Origin of the sequence: Streptomyces sp. NPDC057617, from assembly GCF_042800555.1 — a bacterium.
Classification (GTDB): domain Bacteria; phylum Actinomycetota; class Actinomycetes; order Streptomycetales; family Streptomycetaceae; genus Streptomyces.
In genome coordinates, this window is the sequence record NZ_JBHVGV010000004.1 from 243,086 (window position 1) to 261,220 (window position 18,135).

The 18,135-nt window shown below is 69.8% G+C and carries 11 protein-coding genes and 1 tRNA gene; 3 read left to right on the top strand and 9 right to left on the bottom strand.

From position 1 onward, the window contains the following. Positions 1 to 52: 52 nt before the first annotated feature. Complete coding sequence (locus ACFU9P_RS12700; RefSeq protein WP_384079467.1) at positions 53 to 880, bottom strand: hypothetical protein; 828 nt, start codon at positions 878 to 880, stop codon at positions 53 to 55. A 479-nt stretch (positions 881 to 1,359) separates the two neighbouring features. On the opposite strand from ACFU9P_RS12700, the gene ACFU9P_RS12705 reads away from it, so the two are divergent. Next, the gene (locus ACFU9P_RS12705; RefSeq protein WP_384079471.1) at positions 1,360 to 1,746 is read left to right on the top strand and encodes a hypothetical protein; all 387 of its coding nucleotides are present in this window, start codon (positions 1,360 to 1,362) and stop codon (positions 1,744 to 1,746) included. Positions 1,747 to 2,098: 352 nt separating this feature from the next. Here ACFU9P_RS12705 and ACFU9P_RS12710 read toward each other — a convergent pair whose 3' ends face one another. Next, entirely contained in the window at positions 2,099 to 2,404 is a 306-nt protein-coding gene (locus tag ACFU9P_RS12710) for a hypothetical protein (protein ID WP_384079474.1), read from the bottom strand. A gap of 70 nt (positions 2,405 to 2,474) precedes the next feature. On the opposite strand from ACFU9P_RS12710, the gene ACFU9P_RS12715 reads away from it, so the two are divergent. After that, entirely contained in the window at positions 2,475 to 3,134 is a 660-nt protein-coding gene (locus tag ACFU9P_RS12715; protein WP_384079477.1) for a helix-turn-helix domain-containing protein, read from the top strand. After that, complete coding sequence (locus ACFU9P_RS12720) at positions 3,131 to 4,741, top strand: tyrosine-type recombinase/integrase (protein ID WP_384079480.1); 1,611 nt, start codon at positions 3,131 to 3,133, stop codon at positions 4,739 to 4,741. Before ACFU9P_RS12715 ends, ACFU9P_RS12720 begins: the two co-directional genes overlap by 4 nt. Positions 4,742 to 5,482: 741 nt before the next feature. Here the strand turns inward: ACFU9P_RS12720 and ACFU9P_RS12725 are convergent. From ACFU9P_RS12725 to ACFU9P_RS12755, 7 genes are all read right to left on the bottom strand, one after another. Further along, a tRNA-Thr gene (locus tag ACFU9P_RS12725) sits at positions 5,483 to 5,559 on the bottom strand. A gap of 97 nt (positions 5,560 to 5,656) precedes the next feature. Further along, the gene (locus tag ACFU9P_RS12730) at positions 5,657 to 7,198 is read right to left on the bottom strand and encodes an alpha/beta hydrolase (protein WP_384079483.1); all 1,542 of its coding nucleotides are present in this window, start codon (positions 7,196 to 7,198) and stop codon (positions 5,657 to 5,659) included. 139 nt (positions 7,199 to 7,337) lie between these two features. Continuing rightward, positions 7,338 to 8,543 carry a DNA polymerase III subunit delta' gene (locus ACFU9P_RS12735; protein WP_384079486.1) on the bottom strand — a complete coding sequence of 402 codons (1,206 nt, stop codon included), beginning with the start codon at positions 8,541 to 8,543 and terminating at the stop codon, positions 7,338 to 7,340. Positions 8,544 to 8,838: 295 nt separating this feature from the next. Further along, positions 8,839 to 12,297 carry a dTMP kinase gene (tmk, locus tag ACFU9P_RS12740; RefSeq protein ID WP_384079489.1) on the bottom strand — a complete coding sequence of 1,153 codons (3,459 nt, stop codon included), beginning with the start codon at positions 12,295 to 12,297 and terminating at the stop codon, positions 8,839 to 8,841. 194 nt (positions 12,298 to 12,491) lie between these two features. Next, positions 12,492 to 15,335 carry a type I DNA topoisomerase gene (gene topA, locus ACFU9P_RS12745; RefSeq protein ID WP_384079492.1) on the bottom strand — a complete coding sequence of 948 codons (2,844 nt, stop codon included), beginning with the start codon at positions 15,333 to 15,335 and terminating at the stop codon, positions 12,492 to 12,494. A gap of 376 nt (positions 15,336 to 15,711) precedes the next feature. Then, positions 15,712 to 15,909: a hypothetical protein gene (locus ACFU9P_RS12750; RefSeq protein WP_384079495.1), complete on the bottom strand. Its 198-nt coding sequence runs from the start codon at positions 15,907 to 15,909 to the stop codon at positions 15,712 to 15,714. 581 nt (positions 15,910 to 16,490) lie between these two features. Beyond that, complete coding sequence (locus ACFU9P_RS12755) at positions 16,491 to 17,996, bottom strand: methyltransferase (RefSeq protein WP_376383908.1); 1,506 nt, start codon at positions 17,994 to 17,996, stop codon at positions 16,491 to 16,493. Between the last annotated feature and the right edge of the window lie 139 nt (positions 17,997 to 18,135).

The following is an 18,135-nucleotide window of genomic DNA, read 5'->3' on the forward strand; positions in this document are numbered from 1 at the left end:
ACCGCAAAGCCGGGATCAGCCTTTGTCCCGCGCGGCAGCCCACACCCCGGTATCAGGTGTAGGCACGAACGCGGGAGGCATCGATCTGGTTCAGATCCAGGGTGAAGACCACGCCGTCGTGGTCGCTGTGGGTGCCGGTGTCCACTGTCCAGTAATCCTTGATCGCGGGCTTCAGCGCGGGGGTAACGTGCGCTTGGTCCGTGCGGATCAGGCCCGCCTTGCCGGTGGGCGCACGGAGCGAGCTGTCCTCCCGAACGTCGGCGACGTGGGCCGCGACATCGGTGAACTCCGCGTCCCGGAAGACCTCACCAACGACGCGGTCGCCCCTCCACGGCTCGTCGGGACTCGTACGGCGATGGCAACGCGAGGCACGGTTGTAGGGCTGAACGAGAGACCAGTCGGGCTCATCATCGCCCAGGGGAGGGTGGTTGATATCGCCGACGACAAAGGCGATGCCGCCGTAACGATAGGCCCGCGCGCACAACATCTGAGCCTCCTGGGCAGCGGCCTGCGCGGAGTACGGCGTCAGGTGCGTGCTGATGGCGACCAGCGGCGCGGGCAGCGGATTGTCCAGGCCCAGGGGCCTGAAGCGAGGAGCGCAGTAGCCGTGGTGCATGTCAGCCTTGCTGTACTTGGTTTCGGTATCCACCAGCTCCAGGCACGCCGGGTCCCAGGCGACCGCCGTAGGAAGGTTCCGGCTCGGAGCGACAACCAGCAGCATGCCCAAGGCCTTCTCAGCGGCCTCGGCCTTGTCCGGGTCGGCAAGAAAGTCGACTTCCTGGAACAGGACCAACTGCGGGCGCTCGGAGCGGACGTCGGCCACGATGCCTTCCCAACGGCCGCCGTCCTGATCGGCCCCGTACTGGACGTTCTGACTCATCACCGTCAACATCATTAGCTCCGGGAGTGGTTGGCAGTCCGAACGGATCGGGCGCGTGGCTGGTAGGTACGTATTGGGCTGGGGCTGGGCGGTACGGCCGACGGCTGGCCGGCCAAGTCCGAGGAGGTTGGAAGCTGCTGTACGCGCGCGCAGAAACCGACCGCGCAACAATGACTGTTGGCGATCAACCCGCTTAGAGCTACATCCTGGGGGACTGCGCGGCCCAGAGACTCACCCCGCCGCGATCCTGGGTACGGTATGCGGATTCTGGGTACCGTACCCAGGAAACCTGCGCTCCCTGACGATCCGTAATGTTGATTTCAGAGAGCCTCAACAGACCCGCCGGTGTACCGTGTGGGCACGCTGGTCTCGGCGCCGATATGTACGGCCCAGGCCGGGTCTCATTCCACCTAGGCAAGAGATCCGTCGATCTGGCCAGACTGCGGTACGTCTTGGATCCGCCCCACCGGCAGTGGGTCATGGCCCGCCGCAGCATCGCCCGGCCAGACGAGATCGCCTACTACCCGGCTCATGCTCATGCCTCCACCGACATCACCGTCGATCAAATGGTCAAGGTCGCAGGAAGCTGCTGGACCATCGAAGCCTGCTTCCAAAGCGCGAAGAACGAGTGCGGCCTGGACCAGTACGAGGTCCGCCGCTACCCGGCCTGGTACCGGCACATCACCCTGGCCATGCTCGCCCACGCCTTCCTCGCCGCCATGGCCGCCCGTGCCGGAACGGAAGGGGGCCGCAGAAACCAATCAGCCGTCGCGCCCCTCACCTTGGCAGAAATCCGAAGGCTCATGGCAGCTTGCCGCCCCAGAACAGCGCGCCACCACCGCCACATTGATCAGGTACTGACGTGATCCTGCTGGCGCCGTCGTCACCAGGTGACGCTGCCACTACAAGCGTCGCACCGCCGGTCACGAACCCCGCCACATGACGGTGAGTCAGCTCGCCACGCTCAGAAACCTGCGCCTGATCAGCAGCGATAGCGAACTGCAACCGGAGTACTAAAGCAGACAAACTTTGCACGCCGCTGCTGATGACCGGGCAACGCAGCCTCCGGCCAGATCAGAGAAATCTCGTCGGCTCTCGTTGCGGCCCCTGGTTGGTGGCTCCTGGCAGGAGCCACCACCGCGAACGACACGGACCCGGCGCCGAGGCCCTGCACGTTGATCTACGCATCGAGCGGTGCGCACTGAGATGTGATCGCGTCTAAGCGCACAGGCTATGGAGATCGCCTCCGGCTTCGATCTGGCCGCCCTCCGACTGCTGGCGCTCCAGCCCGAGCAGCTTCAGCAGGTCGGCCGTCACCACACGGTAGGCGTTGCCGAGCCGCAGCACCCTGACCGGATACTCCCCCTGCTTGGCGAGCCCGTAGCCGGTGGATCGGCCGATCATCAACGCCCGGTTCGAGGTGTCGAGGTCGATCACCGCCGGGAGGGCAAGCAGTTCCTCGCTTGTCAGTCCGCGCCCATCGCCAGAAGAAGGTGCTGCCACGTTTCCCTCCAGGTCATCCAAGGTGTTGTCGTGTGGCCATCTGTGTATCACGAAGTTGCAGCAGCACTTTCTGGAGGCTTAAAGTGCTGCCATGACACGCGATGGATGGGCAGCGGCGTTCACCGCCCTGGTGGCCCAAGCAATTCGGGAAGCCCGCAAGGGTGCCGGCCTCACCATGGGAGAGGTGGCTCAGGGCTGCGCCGACCGTGGCCTGGCAGAGATCACCGAGCATTCCTTGAAGAACCTGGAGTTGGGGCGGAAGGCGAGCATCACCGTCGCCGACTTCGTCGTGCTGGCGGACGTTCTCGGAGTCCCGCCTGTGACTCTGCTGTTCCCGCTCGGCACGTCCGCCACGGTGGAGGTTCTTCCCGGACGGGAGGTCTCGACGTGGGACGCGCTCGCCTGGTTCACCGGGGAGACCCCGTTGGACGTGCCTGCCGCTGAAGGCACCGCTCGGGACGTCCTCGAACTCTTCCGCCAGCACGGCGACCTCGTCGCCGCAGCCAGGTCCTCCTACGCCCTGGCCCGGGAGCGGCGGCGTGCGGCGAGCACCACGCTCGACCGGACCCGCAGAGCCACGCTGCTCCAGCGGGCCCAGGGCTACGAAGAGCACGCCTTCGAAGACGCCCAGGAGCTGCGCACCTATCGGGACCGGATGCGTCAGCGCGGCCTCACTCCTCCGGCCCTCCCTGCCGAACTCGCCTTCGCCGACCAGGCCGAATCACCCACCGGTCCGGAGGACAGCGAGTGAAGAACGGCACCATAACCCGGCGGTGCCGGTGCACGGACCCCACGACCGGCAAGGACCTCGGAGCGTCCTGCCCCAAGCTCAAGTCCCGGCGGCACGGGACGTGGGGCGTCTTCCAGGAGCTGGACCTGGCCCAGGACGGTCGTCGCCGACGGTTCCGTCGCGGCGGCTTCGAGTCCTCCACCAAGGCCCAGGAGGAGCTGGACAAGGTTCGCGCGCTCATGGCGATCCCCGAGGAGGACGACGCCTGGGGCAAAACCCAGATCAGCGATGTCCTGGAGAACTGCGTCAAGGACAAGGCTCCCGTCCCTGACTACGACGAGACCCGCCGCCGCTTCAAGACCGGGCAGTCCCTGAACTCCAAGACCACTGTCGCCGAGTGGCTCGACACCTGGCTCGTCGGCCGCAAACGCCTGCGGCGCGGCGGCGTGGCGCGTTACGAGTGCGATATCCGCGTCCACTTGAAGCCTCACCTCGGCCACCTGCGCCTCGACAAGCTGCGCGTCCACCACATCGACACGATGTTCGACGCCATCAACGAGCGCAACATCGAAGTACAGGAGCAGAACGCCCAGCGGCGGACAGTGCGCGACGAACTCAAGGCCACGCCGAACAAGGGGGCCGAGAACCGGGCCCGCCGTAAGTGGCTGCAAGCACAGCTCAACGCTATGCCACCGTTCAGGCGTATCACCGGCCTCAACACCCAGCCGCACATCCGCGACACCCTGCGGGCCGCGCTGAACGTCGCCATCGCCCAACAGGTGATGCCCGCCTTCAACCCGGCCGCGCACGTCGAACTGCTGCCCGGCACCAAGCCGAAGGCGCTCATCTGGACCGATGAACGCATCGCCCGCTGGAAGGAGACCGGCGAGAAGCCCTCGCCGGTCATGGTCTGGACCCCCGTGCAGGCTGGCACCTTCCTCGACTTCGTCGTACAGGACCGCCTCTACATGCTCTGGCGGATCATCGCCTTCCGGGGCACGCGACGGGGCGAAGGCTGCGGCGTCCGCTGGGAGGACCATTCCGCCAAGGCCCGCTCACTGGCCATCGCCACGCAGCTCATCCAAGACGGCTGGGACGTCCACGAGGGCGCTCCCAAGACCGACAGCGGCTTCCGCCTGGTCGCCCTCGACGACGAGACCAACGAGGGCCTTCTCGGACACAAGGCACGCCAGCAACGGGAGCGTGAGGAGTGGGGCGAGGGCTGGCAGGACACCGGGCGCATCTTCACCCAGGAAGACGGCTCTCTTCTCCACCCCGGCAAGGTCAGCGACCTCTTCGAGCGCCTCATAGAGGCCGCCGGACTGCCTCCCATCCGCCTTCACGACCTTCGCCACGTCGCCGCCACGCTGATGCTCGCGGCCGGAGTCGACATCAAGGTCGTCTCCGAGACTCTCGGTCACTCTGACACCCGCATTACGCGGGACATCTACCAGTCGGTCCTCGACGACCTCGCCCGCGATGCCGCCGAGAAGGTCGCGCAGCTCGTACCGCACGCCCGCAAGCCGCTCGCGTCCGTCAAGGACACCGAGCACAAGACGAGTCCTCGGCGGCCGAGGATGGCGCCTCCACTCAAGAGCGACGCAGCGGAGCAGAATCGTTCCGCCTAACGCCAGATGAGAAGGAGCCCCGGTCAGAGGGAAGCTGACCGGGGCTCCGGCCTTTGTGGCACAGGGCTGCAGGCGAAGAGCAGAAGGCTCGCTGAGCGGCCCCGCCTCGGAAGCACCCCGGAGTTCCCGGAAGGTGCGGCTGCACTCAGCTCGTCGAGAAGAACGAGCCAACCACCGCCCCTGGACATTTCACGCAATGCCCTGTCGAACTGTGCCCACTGGTTCACGGCCCCCACGGCCCGACACGACGTCCTCTGCAGCGCACTGAGCTGGTCTCGCCTGGAGTGCCCGTGGGTTCGCTCACCCACTTCGCGGCTGCCGACTCCAAGTGGCGTCTTCCCCGAACCCGTCGGCCCGATGACCGTCTCATGTTCGCCGTGGCGCCAGCGAAGCGAGCTGACTGGAACGAGCATCACGTCCACGGCTGGTCCCTCCATAGCGAGGTCCTGGCTCGCCGATTCTCCATCAGCCGCCATCGGGGATCGGCGGTTTTATGGGAACCCTCCAAGAACACCCTGGGCCGCCGGCCGGCCCGCGAACCACAGTTGCCCCCGGTACCGTCCACGGGCAGGTCCACCAGTGCCACCCGCTTGTCCACCGCTCTGCACGCCAACTGCACGCTTGTCCACCGGCTGTCCACCGGTGGCGATCATGGTGTCCGCGAAGCGGTGCGCCATGGCCACCATTTGATCTTGGAAAGCATAAAGGCCCAGGTCAGATGCTATCTGACCTGGGCCCAAGTGGAGCCGCCTTCGGGATTCGAACCCGAGACCTACGCATTACGAGTGCGTTGCTCTGGCCAACTGAGCTAAGGCGGCAGGCCGTGTGGACCATGGTGTGGTCTGCGGCGCCGCCAAGTCTACACAGTTTCCGGGGGTGCTCCGTACACGCCTGGGGTGGGGGTCTTTGTGCAGGTCAGGAGCACTTCTTGGCGGGGGGCGGAGGGGTGCCCTCCAGGAGGTAGGTGTTGATCGCCGTGTCGATGCAGTCGCTGCCGCGGCCGTAGGCGGTGTGGCCGTCGCCGTCGTAGGTGAGGAGGGTGCCGGAGGAGAGCTGGGTGGCGAGGGACTGGGCCCATTTGTACGGGGTGGCCGGGTCGCGGGTGGTGCCCACTACGACGATCGGGGCCGCGCCCTTCGCCTCGATGCGGTGGGGGGTGCCGGTGGCCTTGGTGGGCCAGTACGCGCAGTTCAGGGATGCCCAGGCGAGGCCCCTGCCGAAGACCGGGGAGGCCTGTTCGAAAGTGGGGAGGGCCTGGGTGACCTCTTCGGGGGTGGTGAAGGCGGGCGGGAGGTCCAGGCAGTTCACGGCGGAGTTGGCGTACATCAGATTTGCGTACGAGCCATCGCTTTCGCGCTCGTAGTACGAGTCGGCGAGCTCCAGGAGCGGGGCGCCGTCGCCGTCCATGGCCGCGGCGAGGGCTTCGCGGAGCTGGGGCCAGGCGGACTCGTCGTACATCGCGGCGATCACGCCCGTCGTGGCGAGGGACTCGCCCAGTGGGCGGCTTTCGCCGGTGGGGACCGGTTCGGCGTCCAGGGTCAGGAAGAAAGCCTTCATCCGGGCCGAGACCTCGGCCGCGGTTGTGTTGCCGAGAGGGCAGTCCGGCTGCTGGACGCAGTCCTGGGCGAAGGACTGGAAGGCGGTCTCGAAGCCGGCCGTCTGGTCACGGTTCAGGTCCCGGGCCGGGAGCGAGGGATCCATCGCGCCGTCGAGGACCAGGCGGCCGGTGCGCTGCGGGAACAGCTCGGCATAGGTCGCGCCCAGGAAGGTGCCGTACGAAGCGCCGACGTACGACAACTTCTCGTCGCCCAGCACGGCGCGGAAGATGTCCATGTCACGGGCGGCCTCGACCGTGGAGACATGCGAAAGGATCCCGGAGGAACGCTTCTCGCAGCCCTGCGCGAACTTCTTGAACGACGCCGCCAGCAGTCCGCTCTCGGTCTGGTCGTCGGGGGTCTGGTCGACCTGCGTGTACGCGTCCATCTCCGGGCCGGTGAGGCATTCGACGGGTTCGCTGCGGGCGACACCGCGCGGGTCGATCGCCGCCATGTCGTACTGGGCGCGAACCGGGGCCGGGTAGCCGATGCCCGCGTACCCCTGAAGGTATCCGATCGCCGAGCCGCCGGGGCCGCCCGGGTTGACCAGGAGGGAGCCGAGGCGCTTGCCGGGGCCGGTGGCCTTCTTGCGGGAGACGGCCAGCTTGATCTCGGTGCCGTCCGGCTTCGCGTAGTCGAGCGGCGCCTTCATCGTGGCGCACTGGAAACCCGGGACCCCGCACGAACGCCACTTCAGCTTCTGGTCGTAGAACTTCTTCAGCGCCGACGGATCCGGCGTCGACGAGTCCGAGGCACGCGATTCCGGGGCCGACGAGCCCGGGGCCGGAGTGCAGCCGAAGATCAGTAGACCGGCCGCGGCCAACGCGGTGGCGGTGGCACGGAACAGACGCCTGTTGTCCATTCCGGGAGCCTAGCCGCCGGATGGCGTACGCCGCCTATCGGCGCTCGTACGGGTGAATAGACCGCTCATCGGCCCGCGTGCCCCGTAGGCACGCCCGCCCGGTCAGCTTCCGCACGCCCCCGTCTGCCCCCGCGCCCCATCAGCCCGCGCGCAGCGACACCGCCATCGCCTCCACCGCCAGCAGCGGCGCCACATTGCGGTCCAGCGCCTCGCGGCAGGCGGCGATCGCCTCTATCCGGCGCAAGGTCCGCTCCGGTGTCGAGGCTCGGGCGACCCGGTCGAGCGCGTCCTGTATGTCCCCGTTGGCAAGTGCGATCCGCGAGCCGAACTGGAGCGCCAGCACATCGCGGTAGAAGCCGGTCAGCTCGGTGAGCGCGAGATCGAGGCTGTCCCGCTGCGTACGGGTGGAACGCCGCTTCTGGCGGTCGGCCAGTTCCTTCATCACCCCCGCCGTGCCCCGGGGCATCCGGCCGCCCGCCGAGGCGCCGAGCGCGGCCTTCATGTCCTCGGTCTCCTTGACGTCCACATCCTCGGCGACCTGCTTGGCGTCCTCCGTCGCGGAGTCGATCAGCTCCTGCGCCGCCTTCAGGCAGCCGCCTATGTAGTCCACACGCAGCGGCAGCTTGAGAACGGTGGCGCGGCGGGCGCGGGCCCGTTCGTCGGTGGCGAGCCGGCGGGCGCGGCCGATATGGCCCTGGGTGGCGCGGGCGGCGGCACGGGCCGCTTCGGGCTCGATACCGTCGCGCCGTATCAGGACATCGGCGACGGCGTCCACCGGTGGGGTACGCAGCACCAGATGGCGGCAGCGCGAGCGGATGGTGGGCAGCACGTCCTCCAGGGAGGGCGCGCAGAGCAGCCAGACCGTACGGGGCGCCGGCTCCTCCACCGCCTTCAGCAGCACATTGCCCGCGCCCTCCGTGAGGCGGTCGGCGTCCTCCAGCACGATGACCTGCCAGCGGCCCACGGCCGGGGAGAGCTGGGCGCGGCGCACCAGCTCGCGGGTCTCCTTGACACCGATGGAGAGCAGGTCGGTACGGATGACCTCGACGTCGGCGTGCGTACCGATCAGGCTCGTATGGCAGCCGTCGCAGAACCCGCAGCCCGGCTCCCCGCCCAGCGCGCGGTCCGGGCTCACGCACTGGAGGGCGGCGGCGAAGGCTCGGGCCGCGGTGGGACCGCCCGAACCCGGCGGTCCGGTGAACAGCCACGCGTGCGTCATCTTCGACGCCTCGGGCGGCGGGGTGCCCGAGGCGTCGGCGGTCACGAGCGCGTCGGCGTCACGGGCGGCGGCGGAGAGCGCCGCGTGAACGCGGTCCTGCCCGACCAGGTCGTCCCATACGGTCATACGCCGTCACCGCCTCCTTGCCGTCTGCTGTGCCGCACGTACGGATATGTGCACAGGCCTGTGGATATGTCCTGTACGGATGTGCCTGGGACGTGCCTGTACGGAAGTTTGCAGGCACAAGCGGCCGAACCGGGCGCGCATGCCGCCCGGAACGCTCTGTGCCGCTCGGATTCCATTGTGGGGCCGGGGTCTGACAGTCCGGCCCCACCGGCGCGAACACGCCACTCGAACACACAGCACCCGGCCGCGACCAAGCCACCCGAATCCAGCACGGGCAACGCGAGCCGGCACCGGTCTACCGGCGACGGCGCCTGCTGTCGGGCTCGTCATCGTCCTCGTGCGGGCCCAGCAGTTCGTCCGCCAGGCTCGGAAGATCGTCCAGCGGAGTCTCCTCAGCCCAGTCCGAACGGCGGCGCGGGCGATCCGACCGCGGCTCCGGCTCCCGTACCGCACTGTCCTGCGGGTCGAACTGCGGCAGCTCCCGCGTACGTTCATTGCCGCCGTCCCCACGCGGAGCGGCCTCGTCCTCACGGAAGAAGCCCTGCGGCACCCGGTCCGCCGGATCGGCGTCCCGTACGGGCTGATCAGTACCGCGCTCCCCGTCCCGCACCGGAACGTCCCGTACCGGCGGAAGTACGGCGGTCTCATCGGCCTTACGCGCCCAGCCAGGCACTTCGGGCCGCTCGGACCGCTCCGGCACCTGCGGGATGACGGCCGTCTTCTCGGCGTCCGGCACCTCCGTCTTGCGCAGGTCGTACGGTCGTACCGCCGGAACCTCCTGCGTCACATCGTCCGAGGCGACCGGCTGCTTCACGAGGCGCGTCGGCACCGTGATCTCATTCGGCGAAATCCCGGAGCCGGCAGAAGCAGAAGGACTCGAAGTCCCGGCGCTCCCGGTGACCTCGCCAGTCCCGCCAGCCCCACCAGTCCCCGCGACCCCAGAGCCTCCAGCAGACGAGGCCTCTGCCTCCTCCGCCAGCCGCCGGGCCTCCTCGGCCCGGAGCAGCGACTCCTCCGCCCTGCGCTGCTTCTCGCGACGCCGCTCCTCGGCCTCCGCGCGCAGCCTCGCCTCTTCCTGGGCCTGCCGCCTGAGCCGCGCCTGCTCCGCTTCGTAGGCCCGCTCCTCGGCCTCCCGCCGCTTGCGCTCCTCCTCGGCCAGCCGTCGCGCCTCTTCGGCACGCTGCCTGGCCTCCTCCGCCTGCCGCTCGGCCTCGCGCTGCCGCTCCTCCTCCAGCTCGCGGCGCTTGCGCTCCTCTTCCTCGGCGCGGAGCTTGGCGAGCTGCGCCTGGCGCTCGCGCTCCAGCCGCTCCTCCTCGGCCTTGCGCGCGGCCTCTTCCTCCGCCCTGCGCCGGGCCTCCTCGATGGCGGCCTTCCGCGCCTCCTCCTGGGCCCTCACCTCGGCCTCGGAGAGCGGCAGCATCTGGTCGAGCCTGTGCCGTACGACCGTGGTGACTGCTTCCGGCTCCTGAGCGGCGTCCACGACCAGATAACGCCCCGGGTCGGCGGCGGCCAGGGTCAGGAAGCCCGACCGTACCCGCTGATGGAACTCGGCCGGCTCGGACTCCAGCCGGTCCGGCGCCTCCGTGAACCGCTCGCGTGCCGTCTCCGGCGAGACATCGAGCAGCACGGTCAGGTGCGGTACGAGCCCGTCCGTCGCCCAGCGCGAGATACGGGCGATCTCGGTCGGCGAGAGATCGCGCCCCGCGCCCTGGTAGGCGACGGACGAGTCGATATAGCGGTCCGAGATGACGATCGCGCCACGCTCCAGGGCAGGGCGCACGACGGAGTCGACATGCTCGGCGCGGTCGGCCGCGTACAGCAGCGCCTCCGCGCGGTTCGACAGACCTCCGCTCGACACATCCAGCAGGATCGAGCGCAGGCGCTTGCCGACGGGCGTGGCTCCTGGCTCGCGGGTGACCACCACTTCGTGGCCCTTGGCACGGATCCATTCCGCCAGCGCCTCGACCTGGGTCGACTTGCCGGCGCCGTCTCCTCCCTCGACCGCGAGGAAGAAGCCGCTCTTGGCGGGAGCCTGCGCCGGATCGGCGCCACCGCGCAGTGCGTCGCGGAGATCGCGACGCAGCGGCACCCCTGAACGGTCGTCCGTCTTGGCCAGGACGACCGCCGCGACCGGGAGCAACAGCGCGCCTACCAACATCAGCGTGAAGGCCGCGCCGTCGTGCGCGAAGACAAAGGTTCCATTGGCGAGGCGGTGCGGGCCGATGGCCGCGGCGACGAGGGGGGCGACAACCACGCCGAGTGCGACAAAGACCCTTACGACGGCTTGCAGGTGTTCGGTGACTCGATTACGACGGTACTCCTCCGCCTCCAGGTCGATAAGCGCGTGGCCAGTACTCGCCACGACCCCGGCCGTGAAGCCCGCGAACAGCGCGAGGAACAGCACAGTCGCCGTGTCCGGCACCAGCCCCATGGCCAGCAGCGCGATACCCGTGACGGCGATCGCCAGCGCGAACAGACGCCGCCGGGACAGCGCGGGCAGCACCTTCGCGGCGCTGCGGATACCCAGCGCCGTACCACCGGTCAGGGCCAGGACCAGCAGGGCGAAGGCGACGGGGCCGCCGCCGAGGTCCTTGGCGTGCAGTACGGAGACCGCCACGGCGGACGCGATGGCCGCCGCGATCGCGCCGCAGGCGAGGACCAGCAGGGGCAGCGCACCCGTACGCCCCTTGTCCCGGCCACCACCACCGGCACCGCCGGCACCGCCGCCATCAACACCGTCAGCGCCCACGCCGACACCCGTACCGGTACCAGCACCGCCCACGGCGGACGGCCGGCGCAGGCCTTCGAGCGGCGACCGCGGCCGGGGCGTATGCCCGTCCGGCAGCTCCAGGAAGTACAGCGTGGACACGGACGCGGCGAACAGCCCCGCCGCGACATACGAGCCGAGCGCCGCCTGATGCAGCGAGAACCAGTCGACGCCCGTACCAATCAAGCTGCCGACGAGCGTGGCCACCAGCAGGACCGCCGCCGCGACGGGCACCGCGGCGAAGGTCGTACGGAGGGAGAGGCGGCGCAGCGCGTCGAGGTGGTCGGGCAGCGGCCGTACCGTAGCGCCCTCCAGCGGCGGGGCCGGCAGCAGGGCGGGCGCGGCGCTCTCCTTGGCGACCGTCCAGAACCGCTCGGCCACACCCAGCACGAAGACGGTGCTCAGGAGGATCGGAAGCGCGCGCTCCGGCGACCAGTCGAGCCACAGCGGCGCGATGATGAGCAGCACAAGGCGGAGTACATCCGCGACGATCATCGTCCAGCGGCGGTCCAGCGGCCCACCGTCCTTGGCCTGCTTGGCGTCCTTGGCCCGCTTCTTGGCCGCCCCACCCGCCTCACCCGTCCCAGCGGCCGCTTCGTCCACGGGCGCAGCCGCAGCCGAAGCCGAAGACCGTGCGGACCGTACCCCGCTGCCCGGCGCGATCAGCGACGACAGCGGCCCCAGCAGGACCGCCCCGAAAAGCAGCGTCGCGAGAACCCGGGCGCCGAACACCGCCGCGACGGCGAACGCCGCGCCCCGGTATCCCGCTCCGAACGAGCCCTCGGCGATCGCCGCCTGCAACGACAGCAGCAGAAGCACGAGTACGGCGAGTACGTCGCCGACGCCGCCGGCGAACTGCGCGCCCCACAACCGCCTCAGCGGAGGAAGGCGCAGCAGAGATCGCACGGCACGCTCTCGTGAGTCTGCGGCAAGTGCGTCGGAGTCGGAGGTGGGGCTCACGACCGTTGGCTGCTCGGCTCGCGTCATTCGGCCAGCCTATCGGGAGCTGTTGACTCCCTGGTGTCCCCGTCCGAACATGTGGGCGCCCATCGCCCGCAGCAACGCGACAACGCGGACCGACCGCCGCCCCCTGAACCAGCCGCACCGCAACCAGCCAGCCGCCCCGCGACCAGCCCCCGCACCCAGCCGACGCGCGCCCTACCGGTCCCGGTCCCGCTCCGTCACTCGTCCGTCTTCGCCGACGCCGCCGCCTTCGCGGACGCCGTCTTCTTGGCCGCCGCCGCGGTCTTCGCAGCCGCCGTCTTGGACGCCGTCGTCTTCGCCGCGGCCTTCTTCGCCGTCGTCGCCTTCTTGGCCGGGGCCTTCTTCGCCGGAGCCTTGGCCGTCTTCTTCGCGGTCTTCTTGGCCGGCCCCTTGGCGCGCTTCTCCGCGAGCAGTTCGTACCCGCGCTCCGGAGTGATCTCCTCGACGCTGTCCCCGGTCCGCAAGGTCGCGTTCGTCTCGCCATCCGTGACATACGGCCCGAAACGCCCGTCCTTCACCACCACCGGCCGCTCGCTCACCGGGTCCGTACCCAGCTCCTTCAGCGGCGGCTTGGCCGCGGCCCGCCCCCGCTGCTTCGGCTGCGCGTAGATCGCCAGCGCCTCGTCCAGCGTGATGCCGAAGAGCTGGTCCTCGGTCTCCAGCGACCGCGAGTCCGTGCCCTTCTTGAGATACGGGCCGTACCGCCCGTTCTGCGCGGTGATCTCGACGCCCTCGGCGTCCTTGCCGACCACCCGCGGGAGTGACATCAGCCTGAGCGCGTCGTCGAGCGTGACCGTGTCCAGGGACATGGACTTGAAGAGCGAGGCGGTACGCGGCTTGACCGCGTTCTTGCCGGTCTTCGGGGTGCCGTCCGGGAGGATCTCGGTGACATACGGCCCGTACCGGCCGTCCTTCGCCACGATCTGATGGCCCGTCACCGGATCCGCGCCCAGTTCGAAATCGCCGCTCGGCTTGGCCAGCAGCTCCTCCGCGTACTCGACCGTCAGCTCGTCGGGCGCCAGATCCTCAGGCACATCCGCCCGCTGATGGCCCTCTTCGTCCTTGTCACCGCGCTCGACATACGGCCCGTACCGGCCGACGCGCAGCATGATGCCCTCGCCGACGGGGAAGGAGGAGATCTCGCGCGCGTCGATCGCGCCGAGGTCCGTGACCAGCTCCTTGAGACCGCCGAGGTGGTCTCCGTCGCCATTGCCCGCGCCCGACGCGAGACCCGCGTTGTCGTCGCCCTCGCCGAAGTAGAAGCGCCTCAGCCACGGCACGGCCTGTGCCTCGCCCCGCGCGATGCGGTCGAGGTCGTCCTCCATCTTGGCCGTGAAGTCGTAGTCGACCAGCCGTCCGAAGTGCTTCTCCAGCAGATTGACCACGGCGAAGGACAGGAAGGACGGTACGAGCGCGGTGCCCTTCTTGAAGACATAGCCGCGGTCGAGGATGGTGCCGATGATCGAGGCATACGTCGACGGGCGGCCGATCTCGCGCTCTTCCAGCTCCTTGACCAGCGACGCTTCGGTGTAGCGGGCCGGGGGCTTGGTCGCGTGGCCGTCGACGGACAGCTCCTCGGCGGTGAGCGCGTCGCCCTCGGCGACCTGCGGCAGCCGGCGCTCGCGGTCGTCCAGCTCGGCGTTCGGGTCGTCCGCGCCCTCGACATACGCCTTCATGAAGCCGTGGAACGTGATCGTCTTGCCGGAGGCGGAGAATTCCACGTCCCGGCCGTCGCTCGACGTACCGCCGATCTTGACGGTGACGCTGTTGCCGACCGCGTCCTTCATCTGGGAGGCGACGGTCCGCTTCCAGATCAGCTCGTACAGCTTGAACTGGTCGCCGGTCAGTCCGGTCTCCGCGGGCGTACGGAAACGGTCGCCCGAGGGCCGGATCGCCTCGTGTGCCTCCTGCGCGTTCTTGACCTTGCCGGCGTACGTGCGCGGCCTGTCCGGCAGATAGCTCGCCCCGTACAACTGCGTGACCTGCGCACGAGCGGCCGAGACCGCCGTGTCGGAGAGGGTCGTGGAGTCCGTACGCATATAGGTGATGAAGCCGTTCTCGTACAGCTTCTGCGCGACCTGCATCGTGGACTTCGCCCCGAAGCCCAGCTTGCGCGAGGCCTCCTGCTGGAGGGTCGTCGTACGGAACGGGGCGTACGGGGAGCGGCGGTACGGCTTGGACTCGACCGAGCGGACGGAGAAGGAGGCGTTCTCCAGGGCGGCGGCGAGCGCGCGGGCGTTGGCCTCGTCGAGGTGCAGCGCCTGGGGGGTCTTGAGCTGTCCGTCCGGGCCGAAGTCCCGGCCCTGGGCGACACGCCGACCGTCGACCGCGTTCAGCCGGGCGACCAGCGAGGACGGGTCGGAGGCGTCTCCGGCGCGGCCTGTGGAGAACGTACCGGTCAGATCCCAGTACTCGGCGGAGCGGAACGCGATGCGCTCGCGCTCCCGCTCGACGACGAGCCGGGTGGCCACGGACTGCACGCGGCCCGCGGAGAGGCCGCGCATGACCTTTTTCCACAGGACCGGCGAGACCTCGTAGCCGTACAGGCGGTCCAGGATACGACGGGTCTCCTGCGCGTCGACCATGCGCGTGTTCAGCTCACGCGGGTTGGCGACGGCGGCCCTGATCGCGTCCTTGGTGATCTCGTGGAAGACCATCCGCTTGACGGGGACCTTGGGCTTGAGGACTTCCTGGAGGTGCCATGCGATGGCTTCGCCCTCGCGGTCCTCATCGGTGGCGAGGTACAGCTCGTCGGACTCGGCCAGCAGCTCCTTGAGCTTTCTGACCTGAGCCCGCTTGTCGGCGTTGACCACATAGATCGGCTGGAAGTCATGTTCGACGTCCACACCGAGGCGGCGCACCTCGCCGGTGTACTTCTCGGGCACCTCCGCGGCGCCGTTCGGGAGGTCGCGGATGTGCCCGACGCTCGCCTCGACGACATAGCCGGGGCCGAGGTAGCCCTTGATCGTCTTCGCCTTGGCAGGCGACTCGACGATGACGAGTCGGCGGCCGCCGTGTGCGGTCTCGCTGGTCGGGGACAACTTCGCTCTTCTCTCCGGTCGACGCTCGGTGGGCCCGTACGGCACCGTACGGGCGTACGGCACGGCCGGGCGCGGACGGCCCAGCGGTGACGCTGCTTCGCTGCGGAGTGTGACGGTACAACCCGCCCCCGTGTCAAACGGCAAAAGCCCGCAACGGCCACTCGAACGGTAACCCGACTCCAGCCATTCCTGCCGCCCGGACCCCCGGGCCCGTCGCGTCGGGAACCGGTGGCGAAGGTTCCGCCGGGGTGCTTCAAGCTGCCCCGGCCGCGGGGCTCCGAAACCCGTCCGGTGCAGGTCGAGCCACCTGGCGGCGGTCGGCGCGCACCCGTTCGATCATGGCCCGGAGGTTCCGGACCGGCTCGGAGAACCGGGATCAGATACGACCGAAGCACCACACCCCGAGAGCGAGAAAGACCACGCCCGAGACTGCCGCGAGCGTGATGGACGCCGCAGGCCGTATTCCGTGGGCGACGGGTGCGCGATGGAGCACGCGTGCCCCGGTCCACAGCAGCAGCCCGGCGCCGAACAGCGCGAATGTCGCCCCCGCGAAGATCGCCGGCCCGCTCTCCATGCCCGTACCTCACTCCTTGCGCGACGCCGCCCCATGAGGCGACAAGGATCCAGGAGGCCGAGGCTGGCACCCCGGGACGTCAGCGGTACGAATTCCGGGTGAACGCCACGCACGCGTTCCCCCGCCCGCTCCGGCCGGTACGAAGGTGCCGTCCGGCAGGCCGCGGCACCGGCCGGGCACCAGGCGCGCCCGGGGCCCGGTCCCGCCGGCCTCGGCAGCCGGACGGCCGCCGCCGGACGGCCCGGGGCAGCATTCCGGATACGGTCCGGGGCGATGTTCCGGATGAGGCCGGTCAAGTCCCGTGCAGGCCAGATCGAGCCGGACCGAGTCGGATCGGACCGGGATCAGACTCGGCCGGATCGGACCGCCTCAAGGCACCCCCGTACCCGCATCGGCCCCTGCCGTATCGCGCGCCGCTTGCCCGCGCGGCCGACCGCCCAGCCGCTCCCGGAGCCCTCGGGCCGCGGCCCGATCGCGCGTACCGACCGAGTACGCACGGCGCCCCGAGTACGCACGGCGGCCCGAGTGCGCACCGTGCCCGGCCCCGCCCGGTGCCCCGCGCTGCCCGTCGCGTCCTGCCGTCATACCGAAGTCGGTGCCGGTTCCAGAAAGCCCTCCTCCACCAGGAGACGGATCGCCTGCGGCGTGCGGTCACGGAGCAGCACCGGATCCTCCTGCATGAGCTGAGCGATCGCGTCCACGATCCGCCCGGCGCTCAGCCTCCCGTCACAGACCCCCGCGAATCCGGCCGCGACCGTGTCGACCTTCGTCGCCCGCCGCATACCCCGGTGCTGCCGCAGCACCACATGCTCCGGATCCTCGGCGCCCGGCAGCCCCACCTGCTCCTGGACGATCTCGGGCGCCAGGACGAAGTGCCCGGCGAGCAGCCCCGCGTCATCGTGCGCGCGCAGATAGTCCTGCCGCTCGAAGTGCGCCCGTACGGTCTCGCCGAGCGGCTGCTCGACCGGATGCGGCCACTCCTCCACGACAACGGAATGCCGCTCGGCGCCCGACTTCCTGAGCGTGATCCAGCCGAATCCGACGGCCTTGGTCTTACGGGACTCGAACTCGTCCAGCCACGCTTCGTACCGCGCGGCGTACTCCTCCGGATCCTCCCTGTGGTCTCCGCTGTCCCGCAGCCACAACTCGGCGTACTGCGTGACGTCCTGGACCTCGCGCTGAACGATCCAGGCGTCGCAGCCGGCCGGCACCCATGAGCGCAGCCGCTGCTCCCACTCCTCCCCCTCCACGTGCTGCCAGTTGGCGAGGAAGTGCGCGAAGCCGCCCTCGCGCAGCCGCTCGCCCGCTTGCTGAACGAGCGTCCGGCAAAGATCGTCCCCGCCCATCCCGCCGTCCCGGTAAGTCAGCCGGGCGCCGGGCGAGATGACGAACGGCGGGTTCGACACGATCAGGTCGTACGTCTCGTCCCCGACCGGCTCGAACAGCGAGCCCTCGCGCAACTCGGCGGCCGGCGCGCCGGACAGAGCCAGCGTCAGACGCGTGAAGCCGAGCGCCCGCGGATTGAGATCGGTGGCCGTGACCCGCGTGGCGTGCTGGGTCGCGTGCAGCGCCTGGATACCGGAGCCGGTGCCGAGATCGAGCGCCTTCTCGACGGGGGTACGTACGGTGATCCCGGCCAGGGTCGTCGAGGCGCCGCCGACGCCGAGCACCACCCCCTCGTCATGGCCGCTCGCCCCAGAGGCGCCCCCGACCGCGAGCCCCAGGTCGGAGACGATGAACCAGTCCTGCCCCTCCGGCCCGCCGTACGGCCGGACATCCACCGTCGCGCGGACCTCCGCCCCGTCCCGTACCAGCCAGCCGTCCGCCAGCGCCTCGTCCAGCGGCAGCGCGGCCGCCGCGCGCTCCCCCGGGACCGGCCTCTGGAGCAGGAAGAGCCGTACGAGTGTGTCGAGCGGCGTGTCGCCACGGGTGGCGCGCAGCGCGGGCACGGTCTCGCTGCGGGCCAGCGCAGCGTACGCGGGCGCGCCGAGCAGGTCGAGGAGGCCGTCGACGGTGAAGTCCGCGGCGAGCAGGGCCGCACGGAGTCGGGGCGAGTGGTCGGGCGCGGGAAGGCTGGTCGTACTCACCCGCCCATTGTGGCGGCTGCCACTGACAACGGCCCGGGGGGGGGGGTCTCCCTTTGTTGGGGGGGGGGGTGGGGGGGGGGTTGTGGGGGGGGGGTTTGTGGGGGGGTCCTCTTTTTCTTCTCCCCCCCCTCCCCTCCCT

Coding starts and splice junctions, on each gene's coding strand:
- ACFU9P_RS12700 (WP_384079467.1), bottom strand. CDS start 880: ATGAGTCAGAACGTCCAGTACGGGGCCGATCAGGACGGCGGCCGTTGG.
- ACFU9P_RS12705 (WP_384079471.1), top strand. CDS start 1,360: ATGGCCCGCCGCAGCATCGCCCGGCCAGACGAGATCGCCTACTACCCG.
- ACFU9P_RS12715 (WP_384079477.1), top strand. CDS start 2,475: ATGACACGCGATGGATGGGCAGCGGCGTTCACCGCCCTGGTGGCCCAA.
- ACFU9P_RS12730 (WP_384079483.1), bottom strand. CDS start 7,198: ATGGACAACAGGCGTCTGTTCCGTGCCACCGCCACCGCGTTGGCCGCG.
- ACFU9P_RS12735 (WP_384079486.1), bottom strand. CDS start 8,543: ATGACCGTATGGGACGACCTGGTCGGGCAGGACCGCGTTCACGCGGCG.
- tmk (WP_384079489.1), bottom strand. CDS start 12,297: ATGACGCGAGCCGAGCAGCCAACGGTCGTGAGCCCCACCTCCGACTCC.
- ACFU9P_RS12750 (WP_384079495.1), bottom strand. CDS start 15,909: ATGGAGAGCGGGCCGGCGATCTTCGCGGGGGCGACATTCGCGCTGTTC.